Source organism: Methanohalophilus profundi, from assembly GCF_004137855.1.
In the GTDB taxonomy this organism is placed as follows: Archaea; Halobacteriota; Methanosarcinia; order Methanosarcinales; family Methanosarcinaceae; genus Methanohalophilus; species Methanohalophilus profundi.
In genome coordinates this window covers 1,222,165-1,244,186 of the sequence record NZ_QBKB01000002.1, presented here as the reverse complement: position 1 = coordinate 1,244,186, position 22,022 = coordinate 1,222,165, and the positions used below count along the sequence as shown (strand labels likewise).

The following is a 22,022-nucleotide window of genomic DNA, read 5'->3' as shown; positions in this document are numbered from 1 at the left end:
TTCTTGAAGAGAATGTCTTCTCTTTCAACTCAAAATTTTCACTTTTTTGTCAGGAAAAGCTATTTGACAGTTCAAACAATTTCATGTGAAAAACTCCGATTTCATCGGTTTTCCTTTAAAATGGATGCAATTTTTCAGGAATCTTGGCCTGAATTTACTCGTTGAACCCTTATTTTCATAAGAATAATGCTCATCTGTCAAATTCCATTAAGCTATTTTTGGATATTTTTTGCTTGAAAACAAAATGAAATTGATCTAAGAGGCTTATTTAGAAGATTCAACAATGCTGTCAAATTCTTTGTCCAAAAAATGGGCAAAAATCAGAAAAAACACAATCCAATGACTTATGTGATACTGTCAAATCAATGGGGCAAAAAATGGATAAAATTATAAAAACAAGCATGGAAGAAAGAAAAGATGCTAACGAACGACTAGAAGAAAAAAGATAAACATAGAAATTAGAATAGAACCTAAAAAGAGAGACATTCAGTTGATTAAAAATAAAACTGTCAAAGTTGGGTAGTAGCACATCCCATATGCAATACAATCACAAAATAATAAATATTAGTAACACTTATTGCTTTTTCTGTAGATAATAATCACACATAAGGAGTAGAAAAATGAGAAAAATAACCACAACACTATTACTGGCTATTATGCTGGTAGTCACTATTGGAACGGCCAGTGCCCATTTCACCATGGTCTTCCCATCAGATGATGAAAATATGTGGGACGTTGCGCCTGAAGATTATATTGCAGAACTCGGAGAGGAAAAAACCATCTATATCATGTGGGGACACCCCTATGAACACATCTCTTTTGATGTAAGCTCGATACCCGAAGTGACCATCACAAAACCTGACGGGACAACAGAAACCCTCACTGTGGAGGAAACTACCGTAGAAGGAATGGATGAAGACGGCAATGATGGCACTTTTGTCGCCTACAAGACATCATTTACCGTGGATCAGATGGGCGACACTGTGATCGCAGTTAAATATGAAGACGGCGAGGAAGAACTCATTGATTACACCAAAGCCGTGATCCACTGCGGAGAAGAAATGTGGGTGGGCTGGGATCGTAAAGTAGGACAGGAAACGGAAATCGTGCCCTACATGAGACCCTATGGCATGGAAGAAGGATTTGTGATTGCAGGCCAGGCTCTCCACAACGATAAACCGCTGGCAGATGCAGATGTGGAAATTGAGATCTATCACGACCTTGAAGAAGGTAAAGAGGTTGTAGAAGAAGCAGAAGAAATGTATCCCTATGACGCTCCGATGGTCTTTACAAGGCTTACAAAATCCAATGCACAGGGAGATTTCTCCTATACCCTTGACGAACCCGGCATTTGGTTTGTGGGTGCCACCATGGAACCTGAATCTGGAAAAGCAACACGTGGAGTCTTCATCATACCGGTGATCGAAGAGTTCCCCGCAGAAGATGCAAACGGTGACTATGCAGAACTCCAGCAGGAAGTGGATGAAGCAAAACAACTTGCACAAGAAGCGAAAGAATCCGCGGAATCCACCACTGAAAGTGCACCCGGCTTTGAAGGAATATTTGCTATTGCCGCTATCATTGGAGCAGTCTTCCTTAGCAGAAGAAAATAATCATGGGGAATAAATCCCCAATCTTTTTTTATATCAAATCATACTTCATAAGGCTACCATAACACTAAATGTTTACATTCATTTATTTCATAAGAGGAATCCAATGGTACATATTACAGATGGTGTGCTTTCCCCGATAGTAATTGCAGCAGGCTGGGCAGCTACTGCAATATTGCTTGCCCTGACACTCTGGCGAAGTAACAGGAAGGAAGAGCCACTGGAACAGATACCGAAAATATCCATATTGACAGCTGCTTTTTTTGTTGCTTCCCTGATACACATATCCCTGGGACCCACATCCGTACACCTGATCCTCAACGGTTTACTCGGCGTCCTGCTGGGTACTCTGGCCTACCCCGCAATTTTTGTGGGCCTTATACTACAGGCATTCCTGTTCCAGCACGGAGGAATTACGGTGATCGGGGTGAACACATTGAATGTGGGCATACCGGCCTTAATCGTAGCATTCATATTCAAGAGGGGATATTCGGCAGGTGTCAATCCATCCGTTCTGGGAATTATCTGCGGCGGACTTGCGACTCTGATAACAGCCCTTCTGATGGCCCTAGTTCTTGTCACTACAGGTGAGGAATTCACCGAAGTAGCCTATGCGGCTATTGCAGCCCACGCACCAATAATGATAGTTGAAGCCCTTGTGACAGGTTCTGTAGTCGGATTTCTGCTGAAGGTTAAACCTGAAATGTTACCTGAAAGGAGGTCAAAAAATGAATAAACGGATAATCAATATGCTGATGCTGGCCCTGATTCTTGCAATGCTTGCAACTCCCGCAGTTTCTGCCCATCGTGTTTATCTCATGCATCAGGTCAACGAAGTAGAGGTGAAGGCCTGGTATGGTGGCGGAGACCCCATAGCCAACGCCGAAATTACGATATATGCCATAAAAGACGGTGAAGAGGAAATTTATATTGAAGATGTAACCGATGAAGATGGTATGTACTATTTCTCCCCGAAACTCGGAGTGGATGAATATCGCATAATTGTCTCCCAGATGGGACATCAGGACGAAATTGAGATAAATCTCAAGGGTGAGGGAGAATCTGCGGTAGAAAACAATTCCACAGATGACACGGAACCACCCCTCACAGCCAACATTGTAGCAGGAATCGGGTACATTCTGGGATTTGCCGGGATTGGGTTGTACGCACGTGCCCGTAAAATGCAGAAAGAATGAAAGGTGCAACTTTAATGGAATATCCCCATATTGACCGTTATGCAGAGATGGATTCACCCATCCATTCCCTGGACCACAGGATGAAACTGGTAGCCTTTTTTATCCTCATATTTTCATTTGTCTTCCTTCCCAGCGTAAACCTTGCCCTAATCGCCCTGTTGGCCAGCCTGATGATATTGGTCATCTCCGGGTTACCTAAAAGTTTGTTTTGCACAGGGTCAAATGGGCAGTACTTATTCTTTTACCCCTTTTTTTCATATTGCCATTTACAGTGGAAGGCAGAGGAATGTTTGGAGGGGGTTATTTCACTGTTTCATATGAAGGAGTCTATCTTGCAAGCCTCATAATGCTGCGGGCAATTGCAGCGGTTACACTGGTGGTCATTATGCTTGCGACCGCAAGTTTTGACACAACCATCAAGGCCCTTTATTCCCTGAAAGTACCTTCCACTATAGTACAGATGCTTATGTTCACATACCGCTATATTTTTGTGATAACTGATGAGTTCCAGCGGATGTGGAAGGCCATAAGATCAAAGGGTTTTCGACCAGCAACAGGCAAATATGCCCTTTCTATAACAGGAAACCTCATCGGAATGCTCCTTGTCAAAAGTTATGACCGGGCTGAAAGGGTATACCAGGCAATGATTGCAAAAGGATATACTGGCAAACCATGCACTATCGTGGAATTTCATATGAAAGCAAAAGATTATCTGGCAGGTATCATTATTATATCGGTTGCAATCCTGTTACATACCTATCATCTGGTGTTCTAAATGAATGAAGCAATAAGTGTCCGTAATTTAAATTATGCATATCCCGATGGGACACTCGCATTAAAGGATATAGAACTACATGTCAAAAAGGGAGAAAAAATAGGTATATTGGGTCCCAACGGGGCAGGTAAGACCACCCTTTTCATGCACTTAAACGGGGTTATCAAAAATCCCGATGGTGAGGTCAATATATTCAATCAGGATATTTCCAGCCTCAAAACCGAGGAAAGGATTCACAGAGTAGGGGTCGTATTCCAGGATCCGGATGATCAGCTTTTCATGCCGACAATCTTTGATGATGTGGCATTCGGGCCCATCAACATGGGACTCAATAAAGAAGAAGTACACAAGCGAGTCTCTTCTGCACTGAAAACTGTGGGCCTTTCTGGATTTGAGGAAAGAGTCCCCCATAATCTGAGCTATGGCCAGAAAAAGAGGGCTGCGATTGCGGCTGTTCTTTCAATGGAACCGGAAATCCTGATCCTTGATGAGCCCACTGCCAACCTTGACCCCAGAAGCAAAGCGGAACTGATCAAACTCGTAAACCGCCTCAACAGCCAGGGAATTACAACCATAATTGCAAGCCACGAAGTAAACACGCTTCCGGAACTTGTTGACCGGATATATATCATAAATCGGGAAATTATTGCCGAAGGTACACCCCGTGAAATATTTTCAGACTGGCAATTACTCAGGGATAACAACCTGGAGGCACCCGATGTATTCAAGCTCTTCCAGGTACTCACATGTTTTGGATATGACTGTGAGAAATTGCCATTAAGCATCAACGAAGCAGTTGACGAATTAACAAAAACGATAGAAGGTGGCAAAGGACATGTCCACCTGCACATTCATGAACATACCCACAGGGATGTCAGTGAGTACCTGAGTAACTATAATCACCACTCATAAAAAATAGTCCTCTCATTCATCCACATTGTAATAATAGTATTCACCCTTGGATTTTTGCAACCTGTCCAGATGTGAATCCTTTTTATTGACCCTGGGACGGGACGTATCTTCATCACGGCGGAAAGTTATGTCCAGGTTGGATAGGAACTTATTCATTCCTTTCTGCATATCGGTCGGGGAATGGGCTTCACCATATACAGCCGGCTCACCTTCAAATACAATCAACCTTTCACTGAGCATATCGATCATGTAAATATCGTGATCTACAACCATGGCGGTTTTCTTATTATTCTCGGCAAAACGCTTGATGGTCTTGGTGGCCTGGGAGCGCTGTTCGACATCAAGATGAGCACTTGGTTCATCAAGAATATACATATCTGCATCCCTGGTCAAACAGGCTGCTATTGCAACCCTCTGTAATTCACCACCACTGAGATCGGCCAGGGAGCGGTCATAGAGCCTTTCAAGCTGGAGAGGTTTGCAATCTCAGCCTCGTAGTAACTGGTGTCGACCTTTGAGGAGATTCCCCTGAGGAAATACTTAACCGGTAGATTCTGGTCAACCACGACATACTGGGGCTTATAGGAAATGGATATGTCAAAGTCCATCTCTTTTTCATCCGGTTCTTCCTCGCCCGCAAGGACCTTTACGAAAGTGGACTTACCAATTCCATTGGGACCGACAATACCGAGCACTTCACCGTTTTTAAGAGAACCTTCATCGGCTTTGAGGCTAAACTTATCATAGTTCTTGGAAAAGCCCTCATATTCCACAAGTGTGCCAACTTCCTTTTCAGCTCTTGGAGGATGGACCTCAAAATTTATACTGTCCGACCTGACACGCACATTTTCCTCGGGAAGATAGCCTTTGAGATACTGATTGATGGCAATACGCACTCCCTTGGGATGAGTGATCACACCATAACCTGAAGGCATACCGTAAGCAACATGCACCACATCAGAGAGCATGTCCAGAATTGCCAGATCGTGTTCTACAACAAGTACGGCCTTGTCCTGTGAAATTTCCTGAATTAACTGGGACACTTTTATACGCTGGTAAATGTCAAGATAGGGGCTGATCTCATCAAAAAAATAGAAATCGGCGTCTTTGGCAGCACAGGCAGCAATAGCTACTCTCTGGAGTTCCCCTCCACTCAAGTCTCCGATATTACGATCCATTATATTAGATAAACCGAGCTTATTCACAAGGTCATCCAATCTGCCACATTCATCCGTATTTTCAAGCAATTCACGGGTTTTGCCCTTGAAAGCTTTGGGGATCATATCCACATACTGGGGTTTCTGGGAAACTTGTATAGTGCCTTCTGCAACCTTGCTGAAATATTCATACATAGAGGTTCCTGAATAATATTCAAGCACCTCATCCCAGCTTCCTTCCTCACCACCAAAATTGGGGATCATGTTTCCTGAAAGAATCTGCACACAGGTACTTTTACCGATACCGTTGGGCCCCAGAATACCGGTTACCCTGCCGGTTTCAACTGAAGGCAGGCCATAGAGTGCAAAGCCATTGGTACCGTAACGATGGATTGGTTTATCCAGTTCCTCGGGCAGGCCAATAATCATAATGGCATCAAAGGGGCATTTATTGACGCATATACCACAACCCACACACATCTCTTCTGAAATTATGGGTTTACCGTCTTCTCCAAAAATGATTGTTTCATCGCCTGTCCTGACGCGGGGACAATATTTCTCACATTCGTGGCTGCATCTTCTGGGCTGACATCTATCTTTATTCAGTACTGCAATTCGCATATCAAAATACCTGCCAGATAAGGGTGGATATCAGTTCAAAAGTAATGTCCATGTGACAAGGCAAAAATCAATAACTAGGAACTCTACGTAAAACCAGTCTTTCATACCAAATTCCTTGGTATCGATATTGATCTTTGGGAAAATCAAGCGCTGGGCATAATAGGCAAGTATTGCAACAATTACAAGGATAGCATACCATTTTGTTTCCGCTCCTATTCCCAGTACGTTGAATGCTATGATACCTGCGAAAATTCCTATAAAAGCAGCAACTGCAGTCTTCACGATACCCTCAACATGAGCTGCTCTCTTCTCCTCGGGAGTCATGACCTTCGTAGCTGTGGCCACTTCTGCAGCAGAAGCCTTTTCCCCTTCAGCAGGCTTATTTTCCTTTTTTGATTTATTCGCTTTATTTTTCAAGGGGCATCTTCTCCTGAATGAATATTATAAATGAACATACAACACAATAACCTATATAAACGTTTATTCATAGGTAATCACCTATTACATAAATTCATTGCTGACAACATTATTGATATCCGCAAGGCAAACGGCATCATAGCCCAATGAATTCAGATGACAAGCAAATCTGGAGGGACGATGTCCCCCCGGATGATAGACAACCACAAATTCAGGATCGATATCCAGAACCATTTTTTCCAGGCCTGAAGCATCCAGGTGGTCACTGATATTAATGGAGGGAAACCGGTGGTCCCTGCGTCCTGTAATCATGTATTTGGACATATAAAGGGGAAGGTCTTCAAGTTTGCCCGGGGAAACAACGTTAACTCCGACTCCTTCATCCATCGAAACAAGTTCACCTGCATCCTCAAGCAGGTTTTGTGTAAGTTCCTGCGACTTGTCATCCATCCCTATTGGTCCCTGATAGCCTGATTGCCTGATAAGTCTGACAACTCTTTGCGCTTTACCAAAGGGATAAGCGCCAAATGCTACATCAACCGGGGATTCAAGAGCCGCATAAAATCCTTCCAGGTCATCCTCAAAATAACAGGAAAGATCTGCAGGGTCCCCATAATTTGCCTCTGTTATAAGTACATCACAATGGGGAAGATTTGAGGCATCTTTCACATCACCTGTTGCAAGAATACGCATCCCGTTTTCATTTTCCCATCCAAAGGCCACAGAACCATCGGTATGATGGTTTGGATAGGTGTGTATTTTTACACCCCTATAGTCAATAAGTCCATTTTCCCCTGCCAGATTGCCTTTAAAGTTACGACTGTGCCGCACCTCCAGGGCATTCATTGTCTTTTCCGTGCATATTGAGCACTCAGACAGCATTGCTGAACTGCCATGGTGATCGGAATGGGCATGGGTTATCAAATAAGCGTCCGGCTGCGGATACTTTGCCGCAACCCTTGTAGAATCAATAAAAAAAGAACGCAAACTTCCTTCTTCACTTCTGAACTTTACAGCCAGATGGGGCTTGAAACCTCCACGGGCGTTTTTTGCCTATACGGCATCATACCCATCCTGACCAAACGCTGCACTTGTTATACCTCATGACAGGAAAGGATTACAACTTATTTACCATTTCCGAAAAAAGAAGAGAAAAGAAAAAGGAGAATGTATCAGAACAATTTATTCAGTTCAGCACTCAGTATATCGGCACTTGTTACGCCGGTATACCTTTTAATTTCCGAACCATCTTTTTCGATGATCAGGGTAGGTACTGCATGAATTCCAAATTTCCCTGCAAGATCCGGACTCTGATCCACATCAACTTCCTTTATATCGACCTTGTCGCCGAATTCCTCCTCCAGGTTCTCAAGAATTGGTTTCTGCATCTTGCATGGGCCACACCAGGTGGCGCTGAAATCATATAATACAACATTACTCATCTGATATCACCTTGAATATTACCACATATATCTACAACAGTATCTTTGAAATGCTTTACCGTGGGTTGCACGGTATTGCATCAACCATACAAAATCATGATGTTATCTTATATAAACTTACTGGTGCAAACATCAGGGTTTCGATGTACCGTTCATACGAATATTGCTGTAATACATACATTCTTCCCTGGAAAACAGGGGCATAGGCACATCTTCATCGACCAACATTACAGGTGCATTCCTCACAATTACACAGGGAACACTTTCTCCACCCTCACCCATCACAAGCTGGCAGGCAGACATAATATTATCCGCCACGGCCTTATGAGTGATATGAAGGATATTTCCAAACAGATCATTCTCCCCCCTGGCATCCTCAACCGGAATCAGGCCGGAGGTGCCAAGCGCCACACCCACACACCCCAATCGCAGGGGCTGGGTGCGACTGTCACCCACAATTACACCGATATCACATCCAAATTTTTCCCTGAGTCCTTTCCTGATAACTGAAGCACTTTTATCGGCATCCTCAGGAAGCAGGACAACATGCCCTTCCGGGGCATTGGAACCATCAATTCCTGCATTGGGAGAAAGATTTCCTTTAGTTATGGTCAATGCTGCACCGGGCACCCCTCCGAATACTTCATCACATTCCTGCAACACCAATTCCATTTCCCGCGGATCCAGACTGTAGCGGTGGGCCAGTTTCAGTGCCTGTTGTGTGGGACTTATGTCTGATAGGTTCACGATCCTTCCTTCAGCTGTAGCAACTGCAGATTCGGCCAGCACTACCACATCACCATTTTCCAGAGTAATGGATTGTTCTGCAAAAGCTTTTGAAAGTACCTCTACAACATTGTCCCCGGAATTTATAATGGGGGTTTTTACACCTATGAGCTGCATTGAAGGAGATTTATTCGCCTTCTGCAAGATATTCCCCCATTATCTGGATGGCACAGTATTCCCCGCACATGGAACATGGCCCCTCCATCGGACAAAAATCCCTTGGACGGTCCTGATCAAAAGCAAGTTCCATCTGCCCTTCCCAATCAAAACTGGCGCGTCTTTTTGCAAGCAGACAATCTTTTTCTGCCATACCGTATTTCATCGAGTCACCTATATGGGCCGCGATTTTGAAAGCAACCAGCCCTTGTCTTACCTGGTCCGGAGTTGGCAGGGAAAGATGCTCGGAAGGAGTTATGTAACAGAGGTAGTCGGCACCTGCACCGCTAGCCATACTTGCCCCTATAGCACCTGCGACATGATCATAGCCCAGAGCAATATCCGTAGGCAGAGGACCTGCCACAAAAAGGGGATGAGGAGATTTGGAGCGATAGGTCCCAACATATTCAGGAATGGAAGCGGCCGCCACATGCCCACCCATCCCTTCTATGATTACCTGCACGCCTTGCTCATTGGCACGTTTTGCAAGGGCTGCATTGTTTTCCATCTCCATAAGCTGGGCCTTATCCGGCCTGTCATGGATACAGCCACTTCTCATAGTGTTACCCAAAGACAGCACCACATCCTTATCCCGGAGAATTTCCATGACCTCATCGAAGTTTTCAAGGAATGGATTTTCACAACCACTGCCAAGCATGAAGACACTGGTAAATGAGCCGCCTTTGGAAACCATACCCATTAACCTGCCTGAACCTTTCACTTCTTCAAGCATTTGTTTTTCAACACAGTGCAATACAACGGAGCTGATACCTTCATCTACCTGGGATCTGAGATAAGAAAGTATGTCAGCTGAAGTAACATTTTTCAGTCCGCATTCGACAACTGCCTGATAGACAGGGACCGTAGTCAATGGCAAGGTGGTGTTTTCAGTAATTGCTTTACGAATGTGCGGAATGTCCCCACCCATTGAAAGATCGGTTATGGTATCACCACCATATTTTTCGGCAATCCGGGCCTTTTCAATCTCTGAGGAGGGATCAATACTCGCAGCGGAACTGCCGAGATTTACATTGATTTTGGTGGTAGCCCCTTTTCCAATTGCAACCGGAGAATTGCCCTGTCTTGTCATGATTACAAGGCTACCCTCCTTGACACGGGACAGTACCGTATCAGGGTCCATATTTTCCTGTACTGCGACCTGCTGCATTTCAGCGGTCAATTCATCGTTTTTGGCATGATCAATCTGTGTAAGCATAATAATCCCTTGGAGGGGTAGTCAGTTCTTTTCATATAAACCGGCCATTTCAAAGAGGGCCGTTATGTGCCTGTAATGGCCAATGGGCATGAGATGTATGCCCCTGCACACCTTTTTTAATTCACGAATTTGTTCGGCACATATTAGAAGGCCTTCTTCTGCAGGGTCAGTTGAGGATTCCATGCGTGCTATCAGTTCATCCCCTACATGGATGCCAGGAATCTTCTCATTCATAAAACGGGCCATATGAGCGGATTTGAGAGGAATGAGCCCCGCAAGCACCGGCACCTCCACATGGGAAATACTGTCCATGAATGTCTCAAAAAGCCCAATATCATAGACGGCCTGGGTCTGGAAAAAATCAATACCCATACGTGCTTTCTTTTCGAGTTTCATTAGCTGTAGCGGCTTACCGGGTTCGGTATTACATACCGCCCCTTTTGTAAAGGAGGGAGCCGATTCCAGAGGGTTGCCTGCAATATCGTATCCTTCCTCCAACCGATTCATTGCCCCTAGCAACTGTACAGAATCAAGATCATACACCGGTTTTGCACCGGGATTATCCCCTTTTGTCGGATAGTCCCCGGACATTATACAGACATTTTCCATACCCATTGCATAAGCGCCGAGCAAGTCGGACTGGAGAGCCAGACGATTACGGTCCCTGCATGTAAACTGCATAACAACATCCAGCCCCTGCCCCTTTAACAGGTGACCCATTGCCAGAGGAGACATGCGCATAACCGCACGCTGATTATCGGTAACGTTAAAAGCGTCCACATAATCCCTTACCAGTCCTGCTTCCTCAAAGGCCGAGGAGACATCCACTCCCTTGGGTGGCGATATCTCTGAGGTGATTACAAATTCATCGGACAGCAGTTTTTCCTTGAATGCAGATGGCATGCTAGGATAATATGTAACATTGGTTTTTAAACTCATCGAAGTGGGAAAAGGAAATAGTAATACTCAACCGTCATATTCCTTGGGCTCAAAAATCTTCTCCAGCAGGTCCAGCCGACCGATCTCTTTGAGCCTTAAGTAGATCAATTCCCAGGCACAATCCCTGTCCGGGTCAACTTCACATTTACCTTCCATTGCACCACCGCAGGGACCATTCATAAGACCCTTGGGACAGCGGGCCGTCGGACAGACACCGCCAAAAAAATCTGCAATACAACTGCCACACATGGCACACAGGTCTTTTCTGACATGGCCTTCTGAATATCCGCCCAGTGAATCGGTGTTTGTTGCAGGATGCATCGGAACATCCACAAGAGAGGAAACCACTGAAAGACCGCTGCCACAGGACATTACTATAATGGTGTCGGCTTTCTCAATTGCAGGATCATTCTCCAGCAAACTCTCCTTTGATTTAATGCTGCAGGCAGCCTTTGCAACTCCTCCACCAATTACTTCTTTTCCTGCATTCCTTAGTTTGCGGCACATAGCCTCAACTTCAGGTTCCCCGCCCACATGTAACTTGGTGGCGCAGACTCCGCAGCCCAGCACAAATATCTTGCCGGGATCATCGAGGTTTTCCAGGATTTCTTCAAAGGGTTTGGAAGAGGAGATTATCATAGGTATCCATTCTGCAAAAGGAAAAGATGGTATTAAAGTTTACCAGTGTATCGAAGAATTAGCCTTATACTATTCATGAAGGGTGAAAAAGGAGGGTAAATAATTGAATACAAGCCTCCTTATTTTTCAATCTCAGGCATTCCTATACCCACAAAAGTCAGCTTGGTCTCAATAGGCAAGCCACCTTCATAGAGTTTGATTTCCTGCTTGCTGACTTCCACTTTAACATCTCCGCGATCCAGACCGGCTTCTTTCATGTATTCAAGCACCATTTCCCTGCCGAGTTTTTCAGCTGCTTCAAGAGCATCCGGATAACCCGGGAATTTTTGCCTGCCATGCGGGGAGAACATCATTATACCTGTTTTATTACCCTTGGAAACCGTACGAATCAGAATCTCCACACGTTTGATACCTTTACCCACAAGTGCCCCCACAGCATTACCAACTTCCGCATGTTCAGGGAGGATTATGTCGGCATCAAGCAATTCATTCACTTCATTCACATAAGCACTTACAGGTCCGCCCAGTAGTATGACCGGAACATCTACTTTGAAATGACTGAAAAACTCCTTCTGGTTTGCAATAATTGTCTCAATTTCCTCTTTATCCACCTTCCGGAGAAGATAGGCCATTATGTATAATGCCATATTATGGGCAAATTTGGATTTTACAGCCTCGGAAAACTTGCTTTTTTCCAGAAAAGTCAACCTGCCCAGTGTGTTTGCACCTATACGGGATGCTTCCGCATTCCAGGCATCATATTCGCCGAGTACATGTAATGCATCCGTAGGAGTGAAACCGATAGCCTGCACCAGTCTTTTCTGGATCAGCCTGTCCAAAAGCAGAGGAGAAGGCAATCTGTCGATGAATATTTCAGTTACAGAGACAGGTTTCTCACCTATATTATCCAGAATCTCCTGCTCAAGCTTACTGATGTTTGGAACCTCTTTACCCGTTTTAACAAAGAATTTGGTGGGCTGGATATTCTCACACATCTGCATTTTGGAAGGAGTACGTGAAAGTTTGAGCTTGTCAATAATAGATGGCCACTTCGAAGCTGCTACACATAGAGGCATGACCCTGCGAGGGCCAATGTTTATCTTCTGGGCTTTGATCCAAACGTGGCTATCTCCACCCATAGCTGAAGTCTCCATGCGTAGGGCCTGTACCTTGGTCTGCCAGCCTCCCACTACTGCGCCCCTGTCGGTAATCTCGGGCAACCCATCATTTACCATGGCTACATCGGTACTGGTACCACCGACATCAATAGCAAGACATGTAGGAGAATCCGATAGGTAGGAAGCACCGACAAGACTTGCTGCAGGACCTGAAAATATGGATTCAATGGGTTTTTCCTTTGCCTCATCGATACCCACAACTGAACCATCACATTTGAGCATCAGAAGACGAGCAGTAATGTTACGTCTTTCCATTTCACCAATAACTGTTTCTATGAACTGACTTGTTATAGGTATCAACTGGGCATTGAGATAAGCAGTAACTCCTCTTTCATAGGCCCCTAGTGCCTGGGACAGCTCATGGCCACAGACCACCGGCATTCCGGTAATTTCTTTTACGATATCTTTTGCACGCAATTCATGGTTTGGGTTACGTACACTAAAATAGGAAGAAATGGCAAAAGCCGACACCTTCCCTTTCATTTTTGTTACATAATCCCTGATGGCCTGCTCATCCAGAGGACTTAATTCTTCCCCATAAGAGCCATGCCCTCCCTTAATTACAATGGAATTGTCAATAGAATGCCCTTCAGGAATCGAATAATCCCCTATCATCAACAGTGCCACAGGGTAACCGGTTTTTTCCAGAATAGTGTTCGTGGACAGGGTGGTGGAGACAGATACTAATTTTACATTTGTAAGGTACTCCTGATCCAGCCCGTCAAGCGAATTTCTTATTCCTTCAAGAAGATCCGGATAAGTGGTAAGAGCTTTATTCGAATCGATAACTGCTCCGTCCGAATCCCTGATTATAACCGAATCCGTATATGTGCCACCTGCATCAATCCCCATACTATATTGCATAATAGTTGTCTCCAATAAATCGGTTCATTAATAAGATACCATCCATAGATATAATTAGTTTAACCCACAGGACAAAATAACTCCTGCAATAAAAATTCCGGTTTTTATGTACGAGCATGCAGCAAATTCGTGGTGCATATCGCACGGTATTGCACCAACCATACAAAATCATGATATTATGGTATATATAATATTTGGAACGTGACGGTATAAAAAGACCCGCCATTCACCACAATAACCAATAGAAAAAGAGATTAATCAAGATTTCCAGGAAGAATAACGATATTTTACATCATAATATTCATCCAGAACTGTGTCCATCATCGTGGCCATCTGGGGCAAACCCCTGGCCTGGCACTGAAGTTTTGCAACAAGCTTTTTCAGCTGCAGCAGGGTGCCCATGACAATCAGATCTGTATTCTCAGTCTCATGCGATATGGCATTTCGCTCAAGACATGCATCCCCGCCTCTTGCCAGAATTTCCTGCTTGATGATAAGGGCTTCTGTGGTTGTAATATTGCACACAAGAAGATTGAACAGCAAGGATTTATTTTTCATAACCTGTGCCCCGGTTGAAGTCACACCCAGGGATTTCATCACCCTTACAGAATCATCCGGATCGGTAATCTCCAGCATTCTCACCTGCCTTTCATCAGATTCCTGACAGGGTATTCTGCCGCGTATCGCCTCAGCTATTTGCACAGCATCAGTTGTCGCAGCCACATCGTGGGTCCGTATAATGTGCGCTCCTTTATGCACAGCAATTGCGGTTGCTGCCAGACTTCCATATAATCTTTCATCAGCGGACTTGTTCAGGACCTCACCTATGAAAGATTTACGGGAAAGGGCTGCAAGAACCGGTTTTCCAAAGATCTGCAGACGTTCAAAACGGTCAAAGGTCTCAAGATCATATATCGGATCTTTTTCAGGGATCCATTTACCAATAGCCGGATCCAGAATTAATCGATCCGTATCAATACCCTTCCCTTCACACAGCTCAATGATTGCCTCCAGGGAATCCATAACTGCATCCATCCCAAGCACGTCACCCGGTAATTCCGGGATGCCATCACAACAGCAGGACATTCATGGTTTGCCACCACATCCACCATGTTTTCATCTGTCATTAAACCGGAAACATCATTTACAATGTCAGCGCCCCTGTCAAGACACTGATCGGCAATATCCGCAAATACAGTATCCACTGAAAGGACAGCATCCACGTTTCCTGCAAGGGCATCTATTGCAGGAAGTAACCGTTCCCGCTCTATTTCCTTGCTTATGGGTTCGGCAAGGGGCCAGGTGGAGCGGCCGCCTATGTCAAGCACGGTCGCACCTTCCTCCACCATTGCAGAAGCAGCATCAATGAGGGAATCTTCCCTGACAACAGACCCCTTATAAAAGGATTCATGGCTGAGGTTCAATACACCCATCAATCTTACAGGGTGGTTGTCTCCTACATTTAGTCCGCATATGTCAACATCGACGACCATTGAAATTACCAGATGTTTTTATATTTAACAGGATAATTATTCAATTTTCTTTGCAGCAAAGGTCACATGGGTCAGAAGCATGGCTATAGTCATAGGTCCCACACCTCCTGGCACCGGTGTAACAAGTGAGGCTTTATTCACAACATTCTCAAAGTCCACATCACCATATATCTTGCCTTCTTCTTCGGTGATTCCCACATCAAAAACAACAGCTCCTTTTTTGACCATATCTTCTTTGATGAGATGCTTGACACCGGCTGCAACTACAAGTATATCGGCACCTGCGGTGTAACTTTTAAGATCTCTGGTGTAAACATGGCATACCGCCACTGTAGCATTGCGGTTTAAGAGCATTGCTGCCATGGGTTTGCCAACTACATTACTGTGGCCAACTACCACAGCATCCTTTCCTTCAATGTCGACATCATAATATTCAAGAGCAAGGATTATCCCCGCAGGCGTGCAGGGAACAAAGCCCTCGTCACCGATCATCAGGTTGCCCATGTTATAGGGGTGAAAACCATCCACATCTTTTGCCGGGTCAATGGCCTGCATGGCTTCTTTTGCATCCAGATGTTGAGGCAGGGGCAACTGAAGCAGTATACCATGGATATCTGCACGTGTGTTCAGATTCTCTATCACATCCAGCAGTTCCTCCTGGGTAATAGAAGCATCGAGTTTCTGATCCTCCGCATAGATGCCTACCCTGTCACATGCTTTATGCTTCAGTCGCACATACAATTGTGAGGCGGGGTCTTGCCCCACAAGGATAGTTGCAAGACCGGGGATTATACCGGTATCGGCCTTCATCGAAGAGATTTCTTCTGTTAATTCAGCCTCAATCTGCTTTGAAATCGCTCTGCCGTCTATGATTCCCTGTTTAGCTTCACCCGCCATTAAATCACCTTAGAGATGCTTGTAGATCGGGAAGTCATTGCACAATTGCTGTACATCAGCATTAACCTGATCCAGTACAGTCTGGTCTTTAGGGTTCTGGATTACTGTTTCTAGGAAGTTAGCAACATCTTCCATCTGAGCTTCCTTCATACCACGAGTGGTGACCGCAGGAGTGCCTGCACGCAAACCGCTTGTAATAAAGGGGCCCCGGGTTTCGAAAGGAATAGTGTTCTTGTTGATAACAATCCCACCATTGCTCATATAGGTCTCAGTCTCCTTACCGGTCAGATCATATTTGTTTAGATTGATGAGCATAAGATGGTTATCCGTGCCACCGGCCACAATATCAAAATCACGTTCTATAAGGTTTGCACAGAGAGCTTTTGCATTTTTCACGGTCTGTTTCTGGTCCTGCTTGAACTTAACAGAAAGAGCTTCCTTAAACGCAACTGCCTTGGCAGCAATAATATGCATGAGAGGGCCACCCTGGATACCGGGGAAAACTGTTTTATCCACACCTTTTGCATATTCTTCACAACACATGACCATCCCTCCGCGGGGACCCCTCAGTGTTTTGTGTGTGGTCGTTGTTACAAAATCAGCATATGGCACCGGACTTGGATGTTCACCGGCCGCAATGAGGCCTGCGATATGAGCAACATCCGNAACTCTCCTTTGATTTAATGTTGCAGGCAGCCTTTGCAACTCCTCCACCAATTACTTCTTTTCCTGCATTCCTTAATTTGCGGCACATAGCCTCCACTTCAGGTTCCCCGCCCACATGTAACTTGGTGGCGCAGACTCCGCAGCCCAGCACAAATATCTTGCCGGGATCATCGAGGTTTTCCAGGATTTCTTCAAAGGGTTTGGAAGAGGAGATTATCATAGGTATCCATTCTGCAAAAGGAAAAGATGGTATTAAAGTTTACCAGTACATTCGAATAAATAATCATAGCTATTATTTTGTGATGATGTCCCTCTTGTGTTTTCCGCATCTTCTGCAGACATAATGTTTCTCTGCAACACTGGAAGAGAATTCAGAATAGCCTCCGGCATTTTTCCATTCATGGATACCAATAAAGCAAAGGAGTTTGGATAATTGCATCCCAATCTCCTTATTTTTCTATCTCAGGCATTCCTATACCCACAAAGGTCAGCTTGGTTTCAATCGGCAAACCACCTTCATGGAGTTTGATTTCCTGCTTGCTGACTTCCACTTTAACATCTCCGCGATCCAGGCCGGCTTCTTTCATGTATTCAAGCACCATTTCCCTGCCGAGTTTTTCAGCTGCTTCAAGAGCATCCGGATAACCCGGGAATTTTTGCCTGCCATGCGGGGAGAACATCATTATGCCTGTTTTGTGACCCTTGGATACCGTACGAATCAGAATCTCCACACGTTTGATACCTTTACCCACAAGTGCTCCCACAGCATTACCAACTTCCGCATGTTCAGGGAGGATTATGTCGGCATCCAGCAATTCATTCACTTCATTCACATAGGCACTTACAGGCCCACCCAGAAGTATGACCGGAACATCTACTTTGAAATGACTGAAAAACTCCTTCTGGTTTGCAATGATTGTCTCAATTTCCTCTTTATCCACCTTCCGGAGAAGATAAGCCATTATGTATAATGCCATATTATGGGCAAATTTGGATTTTACAGCCTCGGAAAACTTGCTTTTTTCCAGAAAAGTCAACCTGCCCAGTGTATTTGCACCTATACGGGATGCTTCAGCATTCCAGACATCATATTCGCCGAGTACATGTAATGCATCCGTAGGAGTGAAACCGATAGCTTGCACCAGTCTTTTCTGGATCAGCCTGTCCAAAAGCAGAGGAGAAGGCAATCTGTCGATGAATATTTCAGTTACAGAGACAGGTTTCTCACCTATATTATCCAGAATCTCCTGCTCAAGCTTACTGATGTTTGGAATCTCTTTACCCGTTTTAACAAAGAATTTGGTGGGCTGGATATTCTCACACATCTGCATTTTGGAAGGAGTACGTGAAAGTTTGAGCTTGTCAATAATAGATGGCCACTTCGAAGCTGCTACACATAGAGGCATGACCCTGCGAGGGCCAATGTTTATCTTCTGGGCTTTGATCCAAACGTGGCTATCTCCACCCATAGCTGAAGTCTCCATGCGTAGGGCATGTACCTTGGTCTGCCAGCCTCCCACTACTGCGCCCCTGTCGGTAATCTCGGGCAACCCATCATTTACCATGGCTACATCGGTACTGGTACCACCGACATCAATAGCAAGACATGTAGGAGAATCCGATAGGTAGGAAGCACCGACAAGACTTGCTGCAGGACCTGAAAATATGGATTCAATGGGTTTTTCCTTTGCCTCATCGATACCCACAACTGAACCATCACATTTGAGCATCAGAAGACGAGCAGTAATGTTACGTCTTTCCATTTCACCAATAACTGTTTCTATGAACTGACTTGTTATAGGTATCAACTGGGCATTGAGATAAGCAGTAACTCCTCTTTCATAGGCCCCTAGTGCCTGGGACAGCTCATGGCCACAGACCACCGGCATTCCGGTAATTTCTTTTACGATATCTTTTGCACGCAATTCATGGTTTGGGTTACGTACACTAAAATAGGAAGAAATGGCAAAAGCCGACACCTTCCCTTTCATTTTTGTTACATAATCCCTGATGGCCTGCTCATCCAGAGGACTTAATTCTTCCCCATAAGAGCCATGCCCTCCCTTAATTACAATGGAATTGTCAATAGAATGCCCTTCAGGAATCGAATAATCCCCTATCATCAACAGTGCCACAGGGTAACCGGTTTTTTCCAGAATAGTGTTCGTGGACAGGGTGGTGGAGACAGATACTAATTTTACATTTGTAAGGTACTCCTGATCCAGCCCGTCAAGCGAATTTCTTATTCCTTCAAGAAGATCCGGATAAGTGGTAAGAGCTTTATTCGAATCGATAACTGCTCCGTCCGAATCCGGTTGAAGTCACACCCAGGGATTTCATCACCCTTACAGAATCATCCGGATCGGTAATCTCCAGCATTCTCACCTGCCTTTCATCAGATTCCTGACAGGGTATTCTGCCGCGTATCGCCTCAGCTATTTGCACAGCATCAGTTGTCGCAGCCACATCGTGGGTCCGTATAATGTGCGCTCCTTTATGCACAGCAATTGCGGTTGCTGCCAGACTTCCATATAATCTTTCATCAGCGGACTTGTTCAGGACCTCACCTATGAAAGATTTACGGGAAAGGGCTGCAAGAACCGGTTTTCCAAAGATCTGCAGACGTTCAAAACGGTCAAAGGTCTCAAGATCATATATCGGATCTTTTTCAGGGATCCATTTACCAATAGCCGGATCCAGAATTAATCGATCCGTATCAATACCCTTCCCTTCACACAGCTCAATGATTGCCTCCAGGGAATCCATAACTGCATCCATCCCAAGCACGTCACCCGGTAATTTCCGGGATGCCATCACAACAGCAGGACATTCATGGTTTGCCACCACATCCACCATGTTTTCATCTGTCATTAAACCGGAAACATCATTTACAATGTCAGCGCCCCTGTCAAGACACTGATCGGCAATATCCGCAAATACAGTATCCACTGAAAGGACAGCATCCACGTTTCCTGCAAGGGCATCTATTGCAGGAAGTAACCGTTCCCGCTCTATTTCCTTGCTTATGGGTTCGGCAAGGGGCCAGGTGGAGCGGCCGCCTATGTCAAGCACGGTCGCACCTTCCTCCACCATTGCAGAAGCAGCATCAATGAGGGAATCTTCCCTGACAACAGACCCCTTATAAAAGGATTCATGGCTGAGGTTCAATACACCCATCAATCTTACAGGGTGGTTGTCTCCTACATTTAGTCCGCATATGTCAACATCGACGACCATTGAAATTACCAGATGTTTTTATATTTAACAGGATAATTATTCAATTTTCTTTGCAGCAAAGGTCACATGGGTCAGAAGCATGGCTATAGTCATAGGTCCCACACCTCCTGGCACCGGTGTAACAAGTGAGGCTTTATTCACAACACTCTCAAAGTCCACATCACCATATATCTTGCCTTCTTCTTCGGTGATTCCCACATCAAAAACAACAGCTCCTTTTTTGACCATATCTTCTTTGATGAGATGCTTGACACCGGCTGCAACTACAAGTATATCGGCACCTGCGGTGTAACTTTTAAGATCTCTGGTGTAAACATGGCATACCGACACTGTAGCATTACGGTTTAAGAGCATTGCAGCCATGGGTTTACCAACTACATTACTGTGGCCGACTATCACAGCATCCTTTCCTTCAATATCTACATCATAATACTCAAGAGCAAGGATAATCCCCGCAGGTGTGCAGGGAACAAAACCCTCATCACCGATCATCAGGTTGCCCATGTTATAGGGGTGAAAACCATCCACATCTTTTGCCGGGTCAATGGCCTGCATGGCTTCTTTTGCATCCAGATGTTGAGGCAGGGGCAACTGAAGCAGTATACCATGGATATCTGCACGTGTGTTCAGATTCTCTATCACATCCAACAGTTCTTCCTGGGTAATAGAAGCGTCGAGTTTCTGATCCTCCGCATAGATGCCTACCCTGTCACATGCTTTATGCTTCAGTCGCACATACAATTGTGAGGCGGGGTCTTGCCCCACAAGGATAGTTGCAAGACCGGGGATTATACCGGTATCGGCCTTCATCGAAGAGATTTCTTCTGTTAATTCAGCCTCAATCTGCTTTGAAATCGCTCTGCCGTCTATTATTCCCTGTTTAGCTTCACCCGCCATTAAATCACCTTAGAGATGCTTGTAGATCGGGAAGTCATTGCACAATTGCTGTACATCAGCATTAACCTGATCCAGTACAGTCTGGTCTTTAGGGTTCTGGATTACTGTTTCTAGGAAGTTAGCAACATCTTCCATCTGGGCCTCCTTCATACCACGAGTGGTGACCGCAGGAGTGCCTGCACGCAGACCGCTTGTGATGAACGGGCCACGGGTTTCGAAAGGTATAGTGTTCTTGTTGATAACAATCCCACCGTTGCTCATATATGTCTCAGTCTCCTTACCAGTCAGATCATATTTGTTGAGATTGATAAGCATGAGATGGTTATCCGTGCCACCGGCCACAATATCAAAATCACGTTCTATAAGGTTTGCACAGAGAGCTTTTGCATTTTTCACGGTCTGTTTCTGGTCCTGCTTGAACTTAACAGAAAGAGCTTCCTTAAACGCAACTGCCTTGGCAGCAATAATATGCATGAGAGGGCCACCCTGGATACCGGGGAAAACTGTTTTATCCACACCTTTTGCATATTCTTCACAACACATGACCATCCCTCCACGGGGACCCCTCAGTGTTTTGTGTGTGGTCGTTGTTACAAAATCAGCATATGGCACCGGACTTGGATGTTCACCGGCCGCAATGAGGCCTGCGATATGAGCAACATCCGCAAGCAGGTATGCATCCACTGAATCCGCGATTTCACGGAATCGTTTGAAGTCGATCGTGCGGGAATATGCAGAAGCACCGGTCACTATCATGCGGGGTTTTTCCTTTTTTGCCATTTCTTCAAGGGCATCATAATCCAGCTCTTCAGTTTCCTCTGCTACTCCGTAGGGTACAATATCATAAAGTTTACCTGAAAAACTTACAGGACTTCCGTGGGAGAGGTGACCTCCGTGGGAGAGGTCCATTGCCATTATCCTGTC

At 45.0% G+C, this 22,022-nt stretch carries 21 protein-coding genes and 3 pseudogenes; 5 read left to right on the top strand and 19 right to left on the bottom strand.

Annotated features, from left to right (window positions below):
- Positions 1–620: 620 nt before the first annotated feature.
- The 3 genes from C9889_RS06505 (at position 621) to C9889_RS06495 (ending at position 2,806) form a co-directional block, all read left to right on the top strand.
- Positions 621–1,613 (top strand): DUF4198 domain-containing protein, encoded by a 993-nt coding sequence (locus C9889_RS06505; protein ID WP_129598087.1) that lies wholly within the window; start codon positions 621–623, stop codon positions 1,611–1,613.
- A 103-nt stretch (positions 1,614–1,716) separates the two neighbouring features.
- Positions 1,717–2,346 carry a cobalt transporter CbiM gene (gene cbiM, locus C9889_RS06500; RefSeq protein WP_129598085.1) on the top strand — a complete coding sequence of 210 codons (630 nt, stop codon included), beginning with the start codon at positions 1,717–1,719 and terminating at the stop codon, positions 2,344–2,346.
- Positions 2,339–2,806 (top strand): peptidase associated/transthyretin-like domain-containing protein, encoded by a 468-nt coding sequence (locus tag C9889_RS06495; protein WP_129598083.1) that lies wholly within the window; start codon positions 2,339–2,341, stop codon positions 2,804–2,806. Before cbiM ends, C9889_RS06495 begins: the two co-directional genes overlap by 8 nt.
- A gap of 37 nt (positions 2,807–2,843) precedes the next feature.
- Here the strand turns inward: C9889_RS06495 and C9889_RS11275 are convergent, their stop codons facing one another.
- Entirely contained in the window at positions 2,844–3,020 is a 177-nt protein-coding gene (locus C9889_RS11275; RefSeq protein WP_318531553.1) for a hypothetical protein, read from the bottom strand.
- Between the two features lie 45 nt (positions 3,021–3,065).
- On the opposite strand from C9889_RS11275, the gene cbiQ reads away from it, so the two are divergent.
- Complete coding sequence (gene cbiQ, locus C9889_RS06490) at positions 3,066–3,581, top strand: cobalt ECF transporter T component CbiQ (protein ID WP_263853987.1); 516 nt, start codon at positions 3,066–3,068, stop codon at positions 3,579–3,581.
- The gene (locus tag C9889_RS06485) at positions 3,582–4,493 is read left to right on the top strand and encodes an energy-coupling factor ABC transporter ATP-binding protein (RefSeq protein ID WP_129598081.1); all 912 of its coding nucleotides are present in this window, start codon (positions 3,582–3,584) and stop codon (positions 4,491–4,493) included. It abuts the gene before it with no gap.
- 12 nt (positions 4,494–4,505) lie between these two features.
- Here the strand turns inward: C9889_RS06485 and C9889_RS06480 are convergent.
- The 18 genes and pseudogenes from C9889_RS06480 to glyA all read right to left on the bottom strand — a co-directional run.
- Positions 4,506–6,271: pseudogene (locus C9889_RS06480) on the bottom strand (ribosome biogenesis/translation initiation ATPase RLI).
- A 30-nt stretch (positions 6,272–6,301) separates the two neighbouring features.
- Positions 6,302–6,688 carry an EMC6-like membrane protein gene (locus C9889_RS06475; protein WP_129598079.1) on the bottom strand — a complete coding sequence of 129 codons (387 nt, stop codon included), beginning with the start codon at positions 6,686–6,688 and terminating at the stop codon, positions 6,302–6,304.
- Positions 6,689–6,772: 84 nt separating this feature from the next.
- Positions 6,773–7,675, bottom strand: a complete 903-nt coding sequence (locus tag C9889_RS06470) for an MBL fold metallo-hydrolase (protein ID WP_225420017.1) — start codon at positions 7,673–7,675, stop codon at positions 6,773–6,775.
- Between the two features lie 185 nt (positions 7,676–7,860).
- Positions 7,861–8,130, bottom strand: coding sequence for a thioredoxin family protein (locus tag C9889_RS06465; protein ID WP_129598077.1), 270 nt, complete (start codon positions 8,128–8,130; stop codon positions 7,861–7,863).
- Between the two features lie 132 nt (positions 8,131–8,262).
- The gene (gene cofE / locus C9889_RS06460; protein ID WP_129598075.1) at positions 8,263–9,060 is read right to left on the bottom strand and encodes a coenzyme F420-0:L-glutamate ligase; all 798 of its coding nucleotides are present in this window, start codon (positions 9,058–9,060) and stop codon (positions 8,263–8,265) included.
- Positions 9,044–10,288: a phosphomethylpyrimidine synthase ThiC gene (thiC, locus tag C9889_RS06455; RefSeq protein WP_129598073.1), complete on the bottom strand. Its 1,245-nt coding sequence runs from the start codon at positions 10,286–10,288 to the stop codon at positions 9,044–9,046. The genes cofE and thiC overlap by 17 nt, the downstream gene beginning before the upstream one ends.
- A gap of 21 nt (positions 10,289–10,309) precedes the next feature.
- Positions 10,310–11,191 (bottom strand): methylenetetrahydrofolate reductase, encoded by an 882-nt coding sequence (locus C9889_RS06450; RefSeq protein WP_129598071.1) that lies wholly within the window; start codon positions 11,189–11,191, stop codon positions 10,310–10,312.
- A 63-nt stretch (positions 11,192–11,254) separates the two neighbouring features.
- Positions 11,255–11,866 (bottom strand): methylenetetrahydrofolate reductase C-terminal domain-containing protein, encoded by a 612-nt coding sequence (locus tag C9889_RS06445; protein WP_129598069.1) that lies wholly within the window; start codon positions 11,864–11,866, stop codon positions 11,255–11,257.
- Between the two features lie 119 nt (positions 11,867–11,985).
- Entirely contained in the window at positions 11,986–13,908 is a 1,923-nt protein-coding gene (locus C9889_RS06440) for a hydantoinase/oxoprolinase N-terminal domain-containing protein (RefSeq protein ID WP_129598066.1), read from the bottom strand.
- 258 nt (positions 13,909–14,166) lie between these two features.
- Entirely contained in the window at positions 14,167–14,943 is a 777-nt protein-coding gene (locus C9889_RS11270) for a dihydropteroate synthase (protein ID WP_318531552.1), read from the bottom strand.
- Positions 14,868–15,401: a dihydropteroate synthase gene (locus C9889_RS11265; protein WP_318531551.1), complete on the bottom strand. Its 534-nt coding sequence runs from the start codon at positions 15,399–15,401 to the stop codon at positions 14,868–14,870. Before C9889_RS11265 ends, C9889_RS11270 begins: the two co-directional genes overlap by 76 nt.
- A 36-nt stretch (positions 15,402–15,437) precedes the next feature.
- Positions 15,438–16,298 carry a bifunctional methylenetetrahydrofolate dehydrogenase/methenyltetrahydrofolate cyclohydrolase FolD gene (gene folD / locus C9889_RS06430; RefSeq protein WP_129598065.1) on the bottom strand — a complete coding sequence of 287 codons (861 nt, stop codon included), beginning with the start codon at positions 16,296–16,298 and terminating at the stop codon, positions 15,438–15,440.
- Positions 16,299–16,307: 9 nt separating this feature from the next.
- Positions 16,308–16,967, bottom strand: a pseudogene (locus C9889_RS06425) (serine hydroxymethyltransferase); the annotation flags it as partial.
- Between the two features lie 289 nt (positions 16,968–17,256).
- The gene (locus C9889_RS10105) at positions 17,257–17,403 is read right to left on the bottom strand and encodes a hypothetical protein (RefSeq protein WP_164999308.1); all 147 of its coding nucleotides are present in this window, start codon (positions 17,401–17,403) and stop codon (positions 17,257–17,259) included.
- A gap of 10 nt (positions 17,404–17,413) precedes the next feature.
- Positions 17,414–19,276, bottom strand: a pseudogene (locus tag C9889_RS06415) (hydantoinase/oxoprolinase family protein); the annotation flags it as partial.
- Positions 19,245–20,141, bottom strand: a complete 897-nt coding sequence (gene folP / locus C9889_RS06410) for a dihydropteroate synthase (protein WP_318531594.1) — start codon at positions 20,139–20,141, stop codon at positions 19,245–19,247. The gene folP and the pseudogene C9889_RS06415, both read right to left, overlap by 32 nt.
- 96 nt (positions 20,142–20,237) lie before the next feature.
- Positions 20,238–21,098, bottom strand: a complete 861-nt coding sequence (gene folD, locus C9889_RS06405) for a bifunctional methylenetetrahydrofolate dehydrogenase/methenyltetrahydrofolate cyclohydrolase FolD (RefSeq protein WP_129598064.1) — start codon at positions 21,096–21,098, stop codon at positions 20,238–20,240.
- Between the two features lie 9 nt (positions 21,099–21,107).
- A partial coding sequence (glyA, locus tag C9889_RS06400; RefSeq protein ID WP_164999307.1) for a serine hydroxymethyltransferase occupies positions 21,108–22,022 on the bottom strand: 915 nt, incomplete at its 5' end.